Origin of the sequence: Mesorhizobium sp. CO1-1-11, from assembly GCF_020164995.1 — a bacterium.
GTDB classification, from domain to species: Bacteria; Pseudomonadota; Alphaproteobacteria; order Rhizobiales; family Rhizobiaceae; genus Mesorhizobium; species Mesorhizobium australicum.
Genome location: NZ_JAIUHE010000003.1, coordinates 165,789 through 183,251, shown reverse-complemented (window position 1 = coordinate 183,251; position 17,463 = coordinate 165,789). Strand labels below are relative to the sequence as shown.

Sequence of the window (17,463 nt, the reverse complement as noted above, 5' to 3'; positions counted from 1 at the left end):
ATTGGAGAGCGCGGCACCATGGCCAATGTCGATCAGATTCAGCCTCGCAAGGGTCCTTCCCTTGCCGTGCAGGGCGCCATGCTGCTCGTGGTGACGGCCGCCGCCATCGGCATGGGCTGGATGTCGGGCGGTTATCTCAAGGGCGTCGGCGCACCATCGTCGGTGCCAGTCGCGCCTGAAAACGAGGGCAAGGTACCCCAGCCCGAAGCCGCTCAACAAGCTGGCGCGGGGCCGACGCTCGTCGCGCTGGCGCCGATCACCACCAACATCGCCTCGCCCGCGGACACTTGGATCAGGATGGAAGTGTCCGTGGTCTACGACGCTCCGCAGCCGCCGGCGATGGCGGAGGACGTCCAGCAGGATCTTCTGGCCTTCGTGCGTACCCTTAAGATGCACCAGATCGAAGGCGCCAGCGGCTACCAGCATCTGAAGGCCGATCTCGACGAACGCGCCTCGATCCGCAGTCAGGGGCACGTCAAACAGGTTCTCGTCAGGACATTGCTGCTCGAATGAGAAAATTCCTTCTTGCCGCGGCACTGATTGGCGCCGCCACCTCCGTCGCGGCGGCCCAGCAACTGGACCTTGGCGGCATCGGCAAGGCCGATGGCGCCACCGTCGGCTACATCATCCAGATGTTCGGCCTGCTCACCGTGCTGTCGGTGGCGCCGGGGCTGCTGATCATGGTGACCAGCTTCACCCGCTTCGTCATCGCCTTCTCCATCCTGCGTGCCGGCATTGGCCTGCAATCGACGCCGGCGAACCTCATCCTCATTTCGCTGTCGCTGTTCATGACCTTTTATGTCATGGCGCCGACCTTCGATCAGGCGTGGAATACCGGCGTCAAGCCGTTGATGGACAATCAGATCAGCCAGACAGAGGCCTTCGAGAAGATTTCCGATCCGTTCCGCACCTTCATGCTGCACAATGTGCGCGACAAGGATTTCGACCTTTTCGCCGACCTTGCCCGCGAACGCGGCCAGGTCGTTGCGAAGGAGACGGTCGACCTGCGCATCCTGGTGCCTGCCTTCATGATCTCCGAGATCCGGCGCGGCTTCGAGATCGGCTTCTTGATCGTGCTGCCATTCCTGGTCATCGACTTGATCGTGGCCACCATCACCATGGCGATGGGCATGATGATGCTGCCGCCCACGGTCGTGTCGTTGCCGTTCAAGATCCTGTTCTTTGTCCTGATCGACGGCTGGAACCTGCTCGTCGGCAGCCTGGTGCGCTCTTTCACCTGACCGTGCGCGCTCGACATCGGGTATGGCCTGCCTGCGGAATTGGGCAGCGCGCCGCGTCATCGAATTCCTCCGAATTATTTTCGATTAACCGTCCAGTTTAGTCCTTTGGTAGGGACTCGCCGCCATAGTCGCTCGCAGATGGCGGGTGACCCAAACGCAACGGTCATTGGCATGATGCCGCTCCGTCATACCGGACAAACCGGTATGCAAAAAACACCCTGTAAAACAAGGTACGAGTAGCCATGGCCAGTATCATGACCAACGCCTCGGCGTTGACCGCTCTGCAGAGCTTGAACGCCACCCAGAAGAACCTCGACACCACCCAGGCCCGCATCTCGACGGGTTATCGCGTCTCCCAGGCGTCGGACAACGCCGCCTACTGGTCGATCGCCACCACGATGCGCTCGGACAACTCCGCGATGTCCACCGTTTCGGACGCGCTCGGCCTCGGCGCCTCGAAGGTCGACACCGCCTACACCGGCATGGACAGCGCGATCACGACCATCAACCAGATCCAGCAGAAGCTGACCGCGTCCTACGGCCAGACGGACGCTTCCAAGGAAAAGACCCAGGTCGAAATCGCCGCTCTTCAGAAGCAGTTGAAGGCCTATGCCGATGGCGCCACCTTCTCCGGCACCAACATGCTCTCGGTCAACAGCGGCGCCACCGCCACGACCGCGGCCGACGTCAAGATCGTTTCGGCCTTCAACCGCAGCGCAACCGGCGCGGTTTCGATCTCGACGATCGACGTCAACGTGGAAAGCATCAAGCTCTATGAAGCCGGCACTGCTGCCGGCGTGACGAAGGGTATCCTCGACGCCGACCGCCTCGGTACCGATGGCAGCGTCGCGGCCGCGGCCTCGAACCCGACCCTGGGCGCTGCCGCGGCGGCCACCGACACTTATTCGGTCGCCAGCCTGAAGATCTTCTCGGGCACCACCGCTGCGAGCGACACCCAGATCCAGGCTATGATGAACGTCGTCGATGCCGCGCTGAAGGGCATGACCAACGCTGCCACCAAGCTCGGCGCCGCCAAGAGCTCCATCGACCTGCAGAAGACCTTCACCTCGAGCCTGATGGACTCCATCGATCGCGGCGTCGGCCAGCTCGTCGATGCCGACATGAACAAGGAATCGACCCGCCTCCAGGCCCTGCAGGTTCAGCAGCAGCTCGGCGTCCAGGCGCTGTCGATCGCCAACGGCTCGTCGCAGTCGATCCTGTCGCTCTTCCGCGGCTGATCCCTCTCGACCGATCAAACCAGGCAAACGGGCCGCGCCAAAAGCGCGGCCCGTTTTGCGTTTGCTCCAGCCCCGCGCAACCCTCGTTTCTTAACCCTCGAAAGCTGGCTTTTAACAGGCCGTTAACCATAACGCGCTAGTCATGGTTAACCAATGACTTACAACGGATTGCCGAATCGGCCCGATCGGGTGACGGTAATCCACGAGCGGGTCGAGCGGCTCGCGAGGGCAACGCCGGTTTGAGAAAGACCGGTCTGGAAAAAGGAGCGAGTTTCTTGGCGAGCATCATGACGAACGCCGCGGCGTTGACCGCACTTCAAAGCCTTAACGCCACCAACAAATCGCTCGAGCAAACGCAGTCCCGAATCTCCACGGGCTACAGGGTCTCCGAGGCCTCCGACAACGCCGCCTACTGGTCGATCGCCACGACGATGCGCTCCGACAACCAGGCGCTGTCGACAGTCCAGGACGCGCTCGGCCTGGGCGCTTCGAAAGTCGACACTGCCTATACCGGCATGAACAATGCGCTGGATACGATCGGCAAGATCAAGACCAAGTTGCTTTCGACCATTGGCCAGACGGGTGCCGCCAAGGCAAAGACGCAGACTGAAATCACCGCGCTCCAGGCGCAGATGAAGTCCTTTGCCGATGCCGCCACCTTTTCGGGCTCGAATTATCTTTCGGTAACGTCGACGCAGGTCGCCGCCGCCAATGATGGCGTCCAGGCCGACGCCAAGATCGTGTCGTCCTTCAATCGCTCATCGTCGGGCGCCATCTCGCTCGGGACGATCGACATCGATGTCGAGAGCACCAAGCTGTTCGATTCCGGTCTCTCCACCGCCGTCAAGAACCAGGGCACGCTTGACCGCCAGACCTCGGTCTATTCCACGGCGGCCGCCCAGGACCTGTATGATACCGCTTATGCGGCCGCAATCGCCGGCGGCGGCACGGATATTGCCGCCAACACCGCCGGCCAGACCGCGGCCGGGGCGGTGGTTCCCAGGATCGACAATGTTTCCGCATACAACCTCGATATCACCGCGGCCGGCGTGACCGACGACATCATCACCCAGATGGTCGGCAAGATCGACAAGGTCATGAGCCAGTTGACCGACTCCGCCACCATTCTCGGTGCGGCCAAGAGCTCCATCGACCTGCAGAAGACCTTCACGCAGAGCCTGATGGACTCGATCGATCGCGGCGTCGGCCAGCTCGTCGATGCCGACATGAACAAGGAATCGACCCGCCTCCAGGCGCTCCAGGTTCAGCAGCAGCTCGGCATCCAGTCGCTGTCGATCGCCAACAGCTCCTCGCAGTCGATCCTGTCGCTGTTCAAGAACGGCTAACCTTGGCCTAGCTGACGGATACTTCGAAATTCACGGGCCGCGCCGCAAGCGCGGCCCGATTTCATTTTCGCACAAGCTTCGGGGGCTAGTGTTCCGGCGGACAGTCATGCTGGGAGTCGCTCAATCGTGCCGGAACAGATCCAGAGCATCATCTCGAATCTCCGCGGCTTTGGCGTCAGGCGCCTGGCCATGCTGGCGGGCATTGCCGTCCTGGTGATGGGCGTCATCGGCATTGCCTCGGTCTACCTCAACCGCCCGGCCTACGACACGCTCTATGTCGGGCTCGATCGCTCCGACGTGAACCAGATCGGCCTGGTGCTGGGCGAGGCCGGCATCGGCTTCGACGTCGGCGCCGACGGAACCTCCGTGCTGGTTCCGGCCGGCACCACGGCGCAGGCGCGCATGCTGCTTGCCGAAAAGGGCCTGCCGACCAGCGCCAATGCCGGCTACGAATTGTTCGACAATGTCGGCGCGATGGGCCTCACCTCCTTCATGCAGCAGATCACCCGGGTGCGCGCGCTCGAAGGCGAGATCGCCCGCACGATCCAGTCGATATCGGGCATCAAGGCGGCGCGCGTTCACATCGTCATGTCCGAGCGCGCCAATTTTCGTCGCGACGAACAGCAGCCCTCCGCGTCGGTCGTCATCCGCTACGCCGGCATCGACGCGGAGAAGAGCGCCATGTCCATCCGCCATCTCGTCGCCGCCGCAGTCCCTGGCCTGTCGGCCGACAAGGTGACGGTGCTCGATTCCAACGGCAATCTGCTGGCCGCGGGCGATGATCCATCCAACACCAGTGCCGCTCGCACGCTCGGCGTCGAGCAGACCGTGGAGGCGCAGATCGGCGACAACATCCGCCGCGCGCTCACGCCCTATCTCGGGCCCGACAATTTCCGCGCCAGCGTCAAAGCTGATGTCAACACCGACACCCGCCAGACCGAAGAGACCATCTTCGATCCGGAGTCCCGTGTCGAGCGCTCGGTGCAATCGGTGCGCGCCAACGAGAACAGCAACCAGAAACAGGCCTCGACCCCGGCCAGCGTCGAGCAGAACCTGCCGGAGACCCAGGCGACCAGCACCGAAGGTCCGCAGACCTCCTCGGCCAACGACCGCAAGGAGGAGATCACCAACTACGAGATCAACTCCAAGAAGATCGCCACCGTCTCCAATGGCTACAGCGTCACCAAGATGTCGATCGCCGTCGTCGTCAACCAGGACCGGCTGAAGACGATCCTGGGCAAGGACGCGACACCGGACCAGATCGCCAAGCGCGTCGCCGAAATCCAGAAGATGGTAAGCTCCGCCACCGGCTTCGACGACAAGCGCGGCGACGTCATCGACGTGTCGGCGGTCGAGTTCATCGACGGGCTGGACGGCGAGGCGGTGCCACAGGCGGGAATGCTCGATTCCATCGGCCAGCATGCCGGCACGCTGATCAATGCCGGCGCCTTCATCGTGGTGGTGTTCCTGGTCGCCTTCTTCGGCCTGCGGCCGATGGCGGCCGCGCTGACGGCAAAGGCGACGCCCGCTATAGCAGGCCCCAATTTCGATGAGGTCCAGCGCTCCCTGCCCACCCCGGAGGCAGCCGCTTCCGCCGATGCGGGTGCCGCCATTGGCGCTCTGCCCGGCACGCGTGCCGGCGCCACCCCGCTCGACGATCTGCGCCAGAAGATCAGGCCGGCTCCGCAGGAGCGGCTTGCCCGCATGGTCGACATCAACGAGGAACGCACCGCGCAGATCCTGCGCAAATGGGCGGCCCAGGAAGTCGCGGCGTAGACCATGCCCTCCGCAGCCCTCTTTGATCTTCTCCCGGATTTCGGCACGCGCGCGCAACGCGCCAGCCAGCCGCAGGCCACCGCCGAGCACAAGCCCGAGGCGGCAGCACCGACGGCCGATATCGGCACGCTGATCGCCGAAGCCGTTGCCCAGGCGGAGGCGGCGCTCGGCGAACGGCTTGCCGCAGCCCATGAAGCAGCGCTGCAAGCGGAACGCCAGGCAAATGCCGAGGAAGCAAAGGCCTTTCTCGACAGTTTCGGCGGCGATGTCGGCAAGGCGGTCTCGTCGCGCATCGACGCCATGGAAGCGCGCGTGACGGATCTTGTCGCCGCCACCGTCGCCCGCATCATCGGCGGCGTTGTCAGCGACGATCTGCGGAAGCGCTCGCTCGAAGCGCTCGCCGGCGCGATCCGCGAAGCCGTTGGCGATGGCGAAGCGGTGCGCATCGCCGTTCGCGGGCCGCTCTCGCTGTTCGAAACGCTGAAGGCGTCGCTTGGATCCCGCGCCGCAAACCTCGACTTCATCGAGGCGCCCGGCTTCGACCTGATGGTCACCATCGAAGAGGCCGTGTTCGAGACGCGCATGGCCGAATGGTCGGCAACCCTGTCCGAGGTCCTGTCATGAGCGTCGCCGAAGCCGATCATGGCAGGCACGAGATCATAATCGTGCGGCGCGGCCATGACGACCACGACGAAGGTCATCATGGCGGCGTCTGGAAGATCGCCTTCGCCGATTTCATGACCGCGATGATGTGCTTCTTCCTGGTCATGTGGCTGATCAATGCCGCCAACGAACAGACCAAGACGGCCGTCGCCAGCTATTTCAACCCCGTCAAGCTGGTCGACCGCGAGTCGAGCCGCAAGGGCCTTAAGGATCTCGGCAATGGACCGCGCACGGCCGGGCCGACGGCCGAAGACCCGCAGGAAGCGACCACCAAGGCTGGACAGGACGGCACCGGCGCCGCGGGCTCGTCCAATCGCAAACAGGACAAGCAGGAGCCGCAGCAGTCGCAACAGTCCGACGAGCATCTTTTCGCCGACCCCTATGCGGTGCTTTCGGAGATCGCCACGGATACCGGCGTCATGCAGAATGTCAGCCAGAAGGGCGATGGCGGCGCGCAGAATTCCGGCCCGGCGACGGGCGCCTCGGGCGGCGCGTCCTACCGCGATCCTTTCGAGCCGGACTTCTGGTCGCAGCAGGTCGCCGCGCCCGGCGCCGAGGCGAGTGCCCAGCGCCCCAAGGTCGAGGGCGATCCGCTCAAGCCCGGCGACAAGGCTGCCGAGACACAGATCGCCAAGGTCAAGGCCGTGCTGCCGGCGCCGCCGATCAAGGATGCACCACCGGAGCCCCTGGCCGGGGACGGCAAGGACGCCGCGGCGACAATGGTCAAGACTGCTGATGCCAAGGCCGGCGGTACCAAGGCCGAGGCTGGAGACGGCAAAGCCGCGGACATGGCCAAGGCGGACACGGCCGCAGCGAAGCAGGAGGCCGCGAAATCCGAGACGGACAAGGCTCCGACCGCCGCCGCGCTGAAGGCCGCCGCGGACGTCAAGCAGCAGCTGGCCGATGCCTTCAAGCCCGGCGACAAGCTGCATGACGGCGTCTCGGTGGAAGCCACCGAGAAGGGTGTCGTCATCTCCATCACCGATCAGCTCGACTTTGGCATGTTCGAGGTCGGCACGGCGGTGCCGCGCCGCGAACTGGTGCTGGCGATGGAAAAGATCGGCCGCATCGTCAACGGCCAGAAAGGCACCATCAGCATCAACGGTCACACCGATGCGCGTCCCTTCCGCGGTGCCAGCTACGACAATTGGCGGCTGTCGACGGCGCGCGCGCACTCGGCCTATTACATGCTCGTGCGTGGCGGCGTCGATGAACGCCGCATCACCGAGGTTGCCGGCTTCGCCGATCGCCAGCCCAAGGATGCCGCTGATCCGCTGTCGGCGGCCAACCGCCGCATCGAGATCCTGATGGCGACCGGCGGATGAAACGGGCGGCGCTCACCAGCCGCATGATAGGCCTGTTGCTGCTGGCCACGGCTTGTCCGTCTGCGGGCCTCGCCCAGGACACGCTGCAGCCTTATCAGCTGGTCCGCTCGTTGCAGCTCGTTCAGGACCGCATCGCGGCCGGCGATCATGCCGCGATGCCGATGCAGGCCAAGCTGCTCGAGATGACCGATGCGCGGTTGCGCGCGGCGGACGCCGAGGATTTCAAGGATCCCAAGAATTTTCGCGCGTTGCTGGTCTACGGCATGAGCGGCGGCAATCCGGTGACCGTCGAGGCGGCCGTATCGCGCGCCGCCTCCGATCCGCGGAACCTTGCCATGGCCAAAGGGGTGATCGACTATCTGAACGGCCGGCCAGGCGAGGCGATCGAAGCCCTGAGGCCGATCGACCCGATGACCCTGCCAGGCGACCTCGGCGCGTTCCTCGCTTTGGTCAAAGGCTCATTGCTTGCCACGGATCAGCCGGCAGCCGCACTCACGCTGCTCGATGAAGCCAAGCTGCTCAGCCCCGGCACTCTGGTCGAGGAAGCGGCCTTGCGGCGCTCGGTCGGCATTGCCGTGACGCAGGGCGACGCGGCGCGGTTCGCGCTTGCCTCCACCCAATATGTCGAGCGCTACCTCTATTCGCCTTACGCCAGCCAGTTCGCCGACTCCTTCGTCTCCGGCGTCATTGCACTGCATATGTCGATCAGCCAGGACAAGCTGGCCGACATCACCTCGATGATGGACCCCGAGCGCGAGAAGGTGATCTATCTGCGTATCGCACGCCGCGCCGCGATTGACGGCATGAGTGACTTGTCGGCCTTCGCCTCGGCGCGGGCCGAACAGGGTCGCGACGGCAACACCAATCAGGACGATCCGCGCGCCCTGCTCTATTCCAGCCTGTCCACGGTGACCTCCGATACGATCGAGGACGTGCGCACCAAACTTGGCAAGATCGACCGCAGCAAATTATCGGACGGCGACCGGGCCTTGCTCGACGCGGCCCAGGCGATCGCCGGCGAAGTGGTGGCGCCGCCTGCTTCCCTTCCGGTCGCAAATCCGGCGCCCGCGCCGGTCGTACCATCGCCCGAACCCGAAATTGCGGCCGCATCGACCACGGATGCCGCCGGATTGCCACCCGTCGAGGGTGCCGTGTCCGAGAAGCCGGCCTTGGCGCCCCTGGCCGCTGCGCCCGCTGCGCCCGCTGCGCCCGCTGCGCCGAACACATCCGCGCCGGCAACCGACGCGGCAACCGTCCTGCCGGCATCGGCCCCGACGGTCGCGGCCAGCGCCGACACGACAGACCCGACCGACGCCGCCATGACGAAAACCCGTCGACAGCTAGACCTGATCGACCAGATGCTTGGAGCCGCCCCGAAATGACCCCCAGCCTCGGCCCGGCCCTGCCCGGATTTACCGCCGCGCGCACGGCCGAGCAGCCGGCCGCGTCCGGAAAGAAGGACGACACCGGGTTCGGAGGGATGGTGCACGGCGGCGCAAGCCCTGCCCATTCGGAGAAGCAGCCACCGGCCGAGCCAGGCTCCCGCGATCCGCGGTGGAGCAAGCTTGCCGCGAAGCTCGCGGCAAAGGCAGGCGAGGACGAGCCTAGGCCCGCCGGCAAGGCAAGGACCACGCCGAGCGGATCGTCTGCCGCGAAATCCATGAAGGACGGCAAGGACGCCGGGACGGACAAGGATGCCGATGCCGACGCGCCGGCCGCCGAATCGGGCGCGACGCCACTCGACGAGCATCTAGCGCTGCTGATGGCGTTTCATGACCTGCGCCATTTCTCGACATCGACCAAAACGGTCGACCAGAGCGCGGCCGGAGCGGGACAGGACGCCGCGGTCGTTGGACAGCTTCCGCCGAAGGCCCACCGGCAGAAATCCGCCGCCGGGCGTGACGGTCTCGAACCCATGGCCAAGCCCGAGCGGGTATCGCTAGTCGACGGACCGTTGACGAAACTCGACGGCCGGCTCATTCGCGATGCCGCCGGCGCCCCTAAACATGACAGTATGGTCACGGCCGGCTCCTTGCCCGAGGCGCCTGCGGACGTTCCGGGCGTGGAGACGAAGCAGGCGGCGCCGCAGTTGAAATCGATCGCCGATCTCCAGTCCGCGTTGCGGTCCGAGCCGGGAAAACAGCAGTCGGCAGCGGCACGCATCGACGTCGTTTCCGAGCGCAGCTTCCCCGCCCCGCCGCAGGCACCGATAAGCCAGGCAGCCCTCAACGTGATCGGCGCCATTTCAGCCGATGGCGGTCCGAACCAGGCGCTTTCCACGGCCTCCGCGACCGCTCAGCTGACAGGCTCTGTTGCCGTTCCGACACATGTGTTGAAGATCGAACTTCACCCGGCCGAACTGGGCATGGTCACGGCCCATCTTCGGCTCTCCGGAGAACAACTGTCGATTGAATTGAAGCCCGAAACACACGATGCCTATCGCCGGCTTTCCAGCGACAGCGAGGCGATCGTCAAGTCGCTGCGCGGGCTGGGCTTCGAGGTTGACAAGGTCACCATTCTGCAACCTTCGGTAGCAATTCCCTCTACAACCCGCACGGATGCAACCGCCTCGATGAGCGCTGCACCCGGCCGCGATCCGTCATCCTTCCAGCCCGGAAATTCCGGCGGCGGCAACAGTGGAACCGGCGGCCAGCAGTCAGGTCAGCAATCCGCAAGGGGTAATCATGATGAAGCGCAAGCACATGGCCGCGCCGCTTCGCCTTCTCGCGAGCGCGCTGGCGGCGGTGTTTTTATCTAGCCTCGCGAGCAGCGCAGGCGCCGCCACCAATCCTTGCGAACCCGAGATCCTGCGTGCCGCCGACCGCTATGGCGTGCCTGCCGGCATCCTCTATGCCGTCGGGTTGACGGAAACCGGAAACAAGGGCAGCCTTCAACCCAATGCCTTGAATATAGAGGGAAAAGCAGTCTTCCCGAGAAGCCGGGACGAAGCACTTGCCGCCTTCGCCAACGCCCAGCGCGAGGGCAAGACGCTGATCGATCTCGGCTGCATGCAGATCAACCATCGCTACCATGCCTCGCATTTCCGCAGCGTCGAGGACATGCTCGACCCGCGCCAGAACGTCGACTACGCGGCACGCTTCCTGGCCAGCCTCCATGCCCGCCATGAGACCTGGTCCATGGCCGTCGCCCGCTATCATGCCGGACCCGACAACGACCCGGCGCAGAAGGTCTATGTCTGCAGGGTGATCGCCAACATGGTGGCCACCGGCTTCGGCAAATGGACCACGAACGCACGCGCCTTCTGCAACCCGTAAGCGCATTTTCCACTTCTAATACATCAGTCCCGTGGCTGCGAAGCGGACGATTCGACTTGGCCGAGACTTGGACCCGCAAGCATATCTGGCTGCACGCTAATGCAACCGATACGATTCCGGACTCCCAAGAAACTAGTTACAAGAAATGACGGTTGTTCAGGATTCCCGCCAGCGGATACGCCTTCCCCACGGGGCAAATGTGCTGATTCGGAGGCGGGGCCGATGATCGTTATCGTTGACGAGCGAGAGCTCGTGACAGAGGGCTACAATTCACTTTTCGACCGCGAGGGGATCGCCTGCGCCGGTTTCGCGCCGGGCGAGTTCGGCGAGTGGGTCAACTCGGCCGCCGACACCGATCTGCGATCGGTGCGGGCCTTCCTGATCGGCGACTGTCGCGACGGCGCGATCTCGCCGCGCCAGATCCGCGACCGCACCGGAGCTCCGGTCATTGCGCTCAGCGAGCAGCATTCGCTGGAAAACACGCTGCGGTTGTTCGAGAGCGGCGTCGATGACGTCATCCGCAAGCCGGTGCACATCCGCGAAATCCTGGCCCGCATCACCGCCATCCGCCGCCGCGCCAGCGAGGACGTCGCCTATACCGAGATCGGCGCCATGCGCATCTTCATGGACGGCCGCGATCCCGAGATCGACGGGCAGCCGCTGCCCTTGCCGCGCCGCGAGCGCCGTATCCTGGAATATCTGGCGAGCAACCGTGGCCGCCGCGTCACCAAGACCCAGGTGTTCAATGCCATTTACGGCATCTTCGACGAAGAGGTCGAAGAGAACGTGGTGGAAAGCCACATCAGCAAGTTGCGCAAGAAACTGCGCGAGAAGCTGGGCACCGACCCGATCGATTCCAAGCGCTTCCTCGGCTACCGGCTCGTGTTCTGATGCAGCACCGCGCCAGCCTCGCGCAAGACAGGACGCGTAGCCTCGAAGCCAGTGGCATGGATATTGCGGAGACATCTCGATGAGCCTCTACGGAATGATGCGGACCGGCGTTTCGGGCATGAACGCCCAGGCGAACCGCCTGTCGACGACAGCCGACAACATCGCCAACTCCGACACCACCGGCTACAAGCGGTCCTCGGCCGAATTTTCGACATTGATCATGCCGTCGACCGGTGGCGCCTATAATTCCGGTGGCGTCACCACCACGATCCGCCAGGCGGTCAGCGATCCGGGCGTGCTTCAATACACGACCTCGGTCTCCGACCTTGCCGTCAGCGGCGATGGTTTCTTCGTCGTCCAGGATCCAAGCGGCACGCCTTTCCTGACCCGCGCCGGCGCCTTCGTCCCCGACGCACAGGGCCGGCTGGTCAATGCCGCCGGTTTCCAGCTGATGGCCTACAGCTACGCCAATGGCACGCCGGCGGCCACGGTGAACGGCTTCGAAGGTCTCGAGCCGGTTGTCATCTCCGACCAGGGACTGACCGCGACGCCGAGCACCCAAGGCAATTTCAGCGGCAATCTGCCGGCAGGTGCGACACCGGTCGCTGCCATCAACCTGCCCAGCACGAACTCGGCGGGAGCGCAGTATACCTCGAAGTCGTCGATGGTCGCCTATGACAATCTCGGCAACAAGAAGTTGCTCGACGTCTATTTCACCAACACCGGCGCAGGCACCTGGGAGGTGGCGGTCTTCGACCAGTCGAAGGCGACAGCCGGAACTGGCTTCCCCTACGCTGCCGGCGGCGCCCTGGGCACGGCCAACCTGACCTTCGATACCACCACCGGCAAGCTCACCGGCACCCCGACCGGCATTTCATTCACCGTACCGGGCGGCGCCAGCCTTGCCCTCGACCTGTCGACGCTGACCCAGCTCGGCACCGGCTTCACCGTCACCGACGCCCAGGTGAACGGCAACGCGCCGAGCACCATCGACAAGGTGCAGATCAGCAAGGACGGCACCATCTACGCCCAGTACAAGGATGGCACCTCCAAGCCGCTCTACAAAATTCCGCTGGCCGACGTGCAGAGCCCTGACCAGCTCAAGGCGCTGCCTGGCAATGTCTACGCGCAAGGCACCGACTCCGGTGCGGTCCGTGTCGGCTTTGCCAACGAAGGCAAGGCCGGTTCGATCATCTCGGGCGCGCTCGAAAATTCCAACGTCGACATCGCGGAGGAATTGACCGACATGATCGCGGCCCAGCGCAGCTACACCGCGAATTCCAAAGTCTTCCAGACCGGTTCCGACCTGATGGACGTCCTTGTCAACCTGAAGAGATAAACCGGGCTTCGCCCGTGAAAGACCAGCATGTCGCTTTCCTCCGCACTGAGCATCGCCCAATCGGCGCTTCTGGCCACCTCGCGGCAGACAAGCGTCGTCACGCGCAACGTGGCAGACGCCGACAATCCGAACTATTCGCGCCGCATCGCGCTGGTCACCAGCACGACGCCCGGCGCGCGTTCGGTTGATGTCCAGCGTGCGGCCAACGACCTGCTGTTTCGCCAGAACCTCGGCGCTCTGTCCGCCTATGCCGGCCAGAGCGCGCTCTACAACGGCATGGATCAGCTCGACGTCTCGGTGAATGGCGTCGACAACGCCTCCTCGCCTTCGACAGCGATCGGCAATCTGCAGCAGGCGCTGCAGCTGTACGCCACCTCACCGTCCAACCAGAATCTTGGCTCGAGCGTCATCGACGCGGCCAAACAGGTCGTGCGGTCCCTGAATGAAGGCTCCAAGGCCATTCAGGATTTTCGTACCCAAACCGACGGCCAGATCGATACCGCCGTCAAGGATCTCAACTCGCTGCTCAACCAGTTCCAGGATGCCAACACCGCGGTCATGTCCGGAACCCGTTCAGGCACCGACGTTTCCGATGCGCTCGACCAACGCGACGCATTGTTGAAGAAGATCGCCAATTACATTCCGGTGTCGACCTTCACGCGTGGCGACAACGACATGGTCATCACCACGGGTGACGGCACGACATTGTTCGAGACGATCCCACGCACCGTCAGCTTCGCCCCGTCTTCGGGGTACGCCGCGGGTGCGGCCGGCAACACGGTCTATATCGACAACGTACCGGTCTCGGCGGGCAGCGGCGGCAACACCACCGCCAGCGGCACCATTGCCGGCCTGCTGCAATTGCGCGACGGCGTCGCCTCGACCATGCAGAGCCAGCTCGACGAAACCGCGCGCGGCCTGATCACCGCCTTTGCCGAAACGGCACCGTCGATGCCCAATGCGGCGGGCCTGTTCACCTGGTCGGGCGCACCGGCGGTGCCAGCCGCGGGCACGCTCGTCGACGGCCTTGCTGGAACGATCAAGATCAATGCCGCGATGGATCCCAGCACCGGCGGCAACCCGACATTGCTGCGCGATGGGGGGGCCAATGGCGTCGCCTACGTCGCCAACACCACTGGCGGGGCTTCCTACTCCAACCTTCTGGTCGCCTATGGCGACCAGCTGGACAAACCGATGACGTTCGATCCCTCGGCCGGGATTTCGGCAACCTCCAGCGTTGCCGACTACGCCGCCAATTCGATCGGCTGGTTGCAGGGCGTTCGTCAGCAGGCTTCGACCGCCGCCGACGCCAAGGAAGCCCTGGCACAGCGCAGTGCCGATGCCTTGTCCAACGCAACCGGCGTCAATGTCGATCAGGAAATGTCGCTGATGCTCGATCTCGAGCACACCTATCAGGCATCCGCCCGGATGATGAAGACCATCGACGACATGATGACGGCGCTGTTGAGCGCGGTGGGATAAGCCATGACCTTTGTCTCCTCTGCTGCCCTTACGAATGCCATGCGCTATCAGCAGATGCGCATGCAGGCCGATCTCGTCAAAGCCACGAAAGAGTCCTCGACCGGCAAGGTCGCCGATGTCGGTCTGGCACTTGGTGGACGTACCGCCCAGTCCGTCACCTTTTCGCGCGACCTCGACCGGCTCAACGTCGTTGTCGATTCCAACGGACTGGTGGCCGCCCGGCTCTCATCCACCCAGACCTCGCTCGGCCAGCTCTCCAGCGTCGCGCAGACTTTCCTGTCCAGCCTGACCACCGCGTCGTCGGGCGACAACTCCGACAGCCTGACCCAATCGACCGGCCAGACAACGATCCAGCAGCTTACGTCGATCCTCAACACCAGCGTCAACGGCGAATATCTGTTCGCTGGCACCAACACCGACGTCAAGCCGATCAACGATTTCACGGCCGCCGGCTCTCCCGCCAAGGCTGCCTTTGACGCCTCCTTCGTCGCCAAGTTCGGCTTCCCGCCCAGTGATCCGGCCGCGGCCAACATCACCGCGGCCCAGATGGACGATTTCATCACCAACGATGTCACGCCGCAGTTCCTCGGCGCGGGCTGGCAGACCAACATGTCGAACGCGACCGACCAGCAGATCGTCAGCCGCATCGCGCTCAACGAAACCACCGAGACCTCGACCGGGGCCAACAGCGACGGCATCAGGAAGCTCGCCATGGCGGCGGCCTTGGTCTCCAGCCTGATGTCCACCAACATCAGCCAGGCGGCGAAGGACACCATCATCGACCACTCGCAGAAATTGGTCGGCGAGGCGCTGAGCGGCATCGCCCAGGTCCAATCCCAGACCGGCATCGTGCAGAAGCGCGTCTCCGATGCCAGCGACCGCATGAAGACGCAGATCGACCTGTTCGAACGGCACATTCTGGATCTCGAGGCAGTCGATCCGGCGGAAGCGGCGACCCGCGTCGCCAATCTGACGCAGCATATCGAGACGTCTTTCGCCCTGACGGCGCGCCTGCAGCAGCTCAGCCTGTTGAATTACCTGACCTGACACCTCCAGCGGAACGGTAGAGCCACCGATGTACCAATTCTCCTACGCCGACGTTCAGAGCACCTCCGTCGCGGACGCCAAGGACCGCGAGCGGGACCTCCTGACCCGCTCGATCGACATGCTGTCGGCCGCCGCCGCGGCAGGCCAGCATTCGATGGAGGCGGTCGAGGCGCTGCATTTCACCAATCGCGTCTGGACCACCTTCGTCGAGGATCTCGGTTCCAGCGACAATGCGCTCCCCAAGGAGTTGCGCGCCAACCTGATCTCCATCGGCCTGTGGCTGCTGCGCGAGGCCGAGGACATCCGCCAGGGCCGCACCGACAATTTCGAGGGGCTGATCGAAGTATCCCAGATCATCCGCGACGGCATTCAATGACCAACACGTTGAAGTTATCGCTGAAGCCCAATGAGAAGATCTACATCAACGGCGCGGTCATCCGCGTCGACCGCAAGGTCACCATCGAGCTGATGAACGACGTGCAGTTCCTGCTCGAGAGCCATGTGATCCAAGCAGACGACGCGTCGACGCCATTGCGGCAGCTCTATTTCATCGTGCAGGTCATGCTGATAAACCCCGCTGGCGCCGACGAAGCGCGCGAGATGTTCCGCCGCTCGCTGCCACTGCTCATTGCAAGTTTCGAAGACGCCGAGATCGGCAGCGCGCTGAAACAGGTCGACCGCATGGTCGGCGAGGATCACATCTACGAGGCCTTGAAGGCGATCCGTTCGCTTTATCCTCTCGAACGCCGCGCGCTTGGCGGCAATGACGATGTTCCGGGCGCCGCGCGCCCGCTGGCCGTGGGAGCACGATACTGATGACCGTGGACATGACGACGACGGTGCCGGTTGGCGCCAACCAGACCACCACGTCGACCTCGAAGACGGCGGTCGACTATCAGTCCTTCCTGAAGCTTCTGATCGCGGAGATGAAGAACCAGGATCCAACCAAGCCGATGGATTCGACGGCGTATGTCGCCCAGCTCGCCACCTTCTCCCAGGTCGAGCAATCGGTGCAGACCAACACCAAGCTCGACCAGATCATGCAGTCCTCGGCGCTGTCGCAGGCCGACGCTCTCATAGGCCGCAACATCACCTCGGCCGATGGCAAGACAACGGGCACGGTGGCGTCGGTTACGCTTGGCAGCAACGGACTGATCGCGGTGTTGCAGGATGGCACCACGGTCCCTGTCGGCGCGGGCGTGTCGATCAAGCCGGCGAGCTAGGCCAACCGCCGACATGAATGAGGCCGACGCACTCGACATCGTCCAGTATGCGGTGTGGACGGTGCTGACCGCATCCGCTCCGGTGGTCCTGGTCGCCATGGCGGTCGGCATTGGCATTGCCTTGATCCAGGCGTTGACGCAGGTCCAGGAAATCACCTTGACCTTCGTGCCCAAGATCGTCGCCATCATGCTGGTGGTGGCGCTTACGGGTCCCTTCATCGGCGGCCAGATATCGGCCTTCACCAATGTCATCTTCGAGCGCATCCAGAACGGTTTCTGAGCGATTTCCAGCAAGGGTGCTCGACGCTTCCGCCCAGATTTGCGCCGGGATGAAACGCAGCTAGCAGGCGTCCGGGTTGCGGCCAATGCATTTCGCCCGAAGTGGTTCCCGGTTCCGGAACAACGACGTGCATAGAATCAGAAGCTTACAGCAGGTGGGCGAATCCGGTTCGCCGCGACATGCTGTGGAGTGCCATTCAGGGCGCGACGGTTTGCGGTGGCGGCGCCAGCGTGTGGCCCTTCGCTATCCCCTTGTTGGACCATGATCTTCCCTGCAAGGCATTCGCCCTTTGCGCCGCGATGCCATAGTTTCGGCAAATCATGCGGGGAAACGGATC

General features: G+C 64.0%; 18 protein-coding genes. All 18 read left to right on the top strand.

The genetic code is table 11. From position 1 onward, the window contains the following. Positions 1–18: 18 nt before the first annotated feature. Entirely contained in the window at positions 19–513 is a 495-nt protein-coding gene (locus tag LB554_RS04785; RefSeq protein WP_015315907.1) for a flagellar basal body-associated FliL family protein, read from the top strand. Further along, a complete protein-coding gene (gene fliP / locus LB554_RS04780) occupies positions 510–1,241 on the top strand; it encodes a flagellar type III secretion system pore protein FliP (protein WP_015315906.1) in 732 nt (243 codons plus the stop codon). The genes LB554_RS04785 and fliP overlap by 4 nt, the downstream gene beginning before the upstream one ends. Before the next feature lie 242 nt (positions 1,242–1,483). Next, positions 1,484–2,479 (top strand): flagellin, encoded by a 996-nt coding sequence (locus tag LB554_RS04775; RefSeq protein ID WP_015315905.1) that lies wholly within the window; start codon positions 1,484–1,486, stop codon positions 2,477–2,479. A 275-nt stretch (positions 2,480–2,754) separates the two neighbouring features. After that, a complete protein-coding gene (locus LB554_RS04770) occupies positions 2,755–3,825 on the top strand; it encodes a flagellin (protein WP_015315904.1) in 1,071 nt (356 codons plus the stop codon). 126 nt (positions 3,826–3,951) lie between these two features. Next, positions 3,952–5,601 (top strand): flagellar basal-body MS-ring/collar protein FliF, encoded by a 1,650-nt coding sequence (fliF, locus tag LB554_RS04765; RefSeq protein ID WP_023781317.1) that lies wholly within the window; start codon positions 3,952–3,954, stop codon positions 5,599–5,601. Positions 5,602–5,604: 3 nt separating this feature from the next. After that, the gene (locus tag LB554_RS04760; RefSeq protein WP_140721456.1) at positions 5,605–6,225 is read left to right on the top strand and encodes a hypothetical protein; all 621 of its coding nucleotides are present in this window, start codon (positions 5,605–5,607) and stop codon (positions 6,223–6,225) included. After that, positions 6,222–7,589: a MotB family protein gene (locus LB554_RS04755; RefSeq protein ID WP_224583347.1), complete on the top strand. Its 1,368-nt coding sequence runs from the start codon at positions 6,222–6,224 to the stop codon at positions 7,587–7,589. The genes LB554_RS04760 and LB554_RS04755 overlap by 4 nt, the downstream gene beginning before the upstream one ends. Next, a complete protein-coding gene (locus LB554_RS04750; protein WP_224583345.1) occupies positions 7,586–8,971 on the top strand; it encodes a chemotaxis protein MotC in 1,386 nt (461 codons plus the stop codon). Before LB554_RS04755 ends, LB554_RS04750 begins: the two co-directional genes overlap by 4 nt. Further along, the gene (locus LB554_RS04745) at positions 8,968–10,347 is read left to right on the top strand and encodes a flagellar hook-length control protein FliK (RefSeq protein ID WP_224583343.1); all 1,380 of its coding nucleotides are present in this window, start codon (positions 8,968–8,970) and stop codon (positions 10,345–10,347) included. The genes LB554_RS04750 and LB554_RS04745 overlap by 4 nt, the downstream gene beginning before the upstream one ends. Further along, the gene (locus LB554_RS04740; RefSeq protein WP_181173977.1) at positions 10,277–10,864 is read left to right on the top strand and encodes a transglycosylase SLT domain-containing protein; all 588 of its coding nucleotides are present in this window, start codon (positions 10,277–10,279) and stop codon (positions 10,862–10,864) included. The genes LB554_RS04745 and LB554_RS04740 overlap by 71 nt, the downstream gene beginning before the upstream one ends. Before the next feature lie 222 nt (positions 10,865–11,086). After that, the gene (locus LB554_RS04735) at positions 11,087–11,755 is read left to right on the top strand and encodes a response regulator transcription factor (RefSeq protein WP_015315897.1); all 669 of its coding nucleotides are present in this window, start codon (positions 11,087–11,089) and stop codon (positions 11,753–11,755) included. A 79-nt stretch (positions 11,756–11,834) separates the two neighbouring features. Next, entirely contained in the window at positions 11,835–13,094 is a 1,260-nt protein-coding gene (locus LB554_RS04730) for a flagellar hook protein FlgE (RefSeq protein WP_224530260.1), read from the top strand. A 27-nt stretch (positions 13,095–13,121) separates the two neighbouring features. Next, positions 13,122–14,576: a flagellar hook-associated protein FlgK gene (gene flgK, locus LB554_RS04725; protein ID WP_140619438.1), complete on the top strand. Its 1,455-nt coding sequence runs from the start codon at positions 13,122–13,124 to the stop codon at positions 14,574–14,576. Positions 14,577–14,579: 3 nt separating this feature from the next. Next, positions 14,580–15,623, top strand: a complete 1,044-nt coding sequence (locus LB554_RS04720) for a flagellar hook-associated family protein (protein ID WP_015315894.1) — start codon at positions 14,580–14,582, stop codon at positions 15,621–15,623. A gap of 28 nt (positions 15,624–15,651) precedes the next feature. Beyond that, positions 15,652–15,999: a flagellar biosynthesis regulator FlaF gene (gene flaF, locus LB554_RS04715; RefSeq protein WP_015315893.1), complete on the top strand. Its 348-nt coding sequence runs from the start codon at positions 15,652–15,654 to the stop codon at positions 15,997–15,999. Next, the gene (flbT, locus tag LB554_RS04710) at positions 15,996–16,439 is read left to right on the top strand and encodes a flagellar biosynthesis repressor FlbT (protein WP_015315892.1); all 444 of its coding nucleotides are present in this window, start codon (positions 15,996–15,998) and stop codon (positions 16,437–16,439) included. The genes flaF and flbT overlap by 4 nt, the downstream gene beginning before the upstream one ends. After that, on the top strand, positions 16,439–16,846 hold the full coding sequence (flgD, locus tag LB554_RS04705; protein ID WP_140661809.1) for a flagellar hook assembly protein FlgD: 408 nt from the start codon (positions 16,439–16,441) through the stop codon (positions 16,844–16,846). The genes flbT and flgD overlap by 1 nt, the downstream gene beginning before the upstream one ends. A 13-nt stretch (positions 16,847–16,859) precedes the next feature. After that, positions 16,860–17,126 (top strand): flagellar biosynthesis protein FliQ, encoded by a 267-nt coding sequence (gene fliQ / locus LB554_RS04700; protein WP_013893193.1) that lies wholly within the window; start codon positions 16,860–16,862, stop codon positions 17,124–17,126. Positions 17,127–17,463 lie beyond the last annotated feature (337 nt).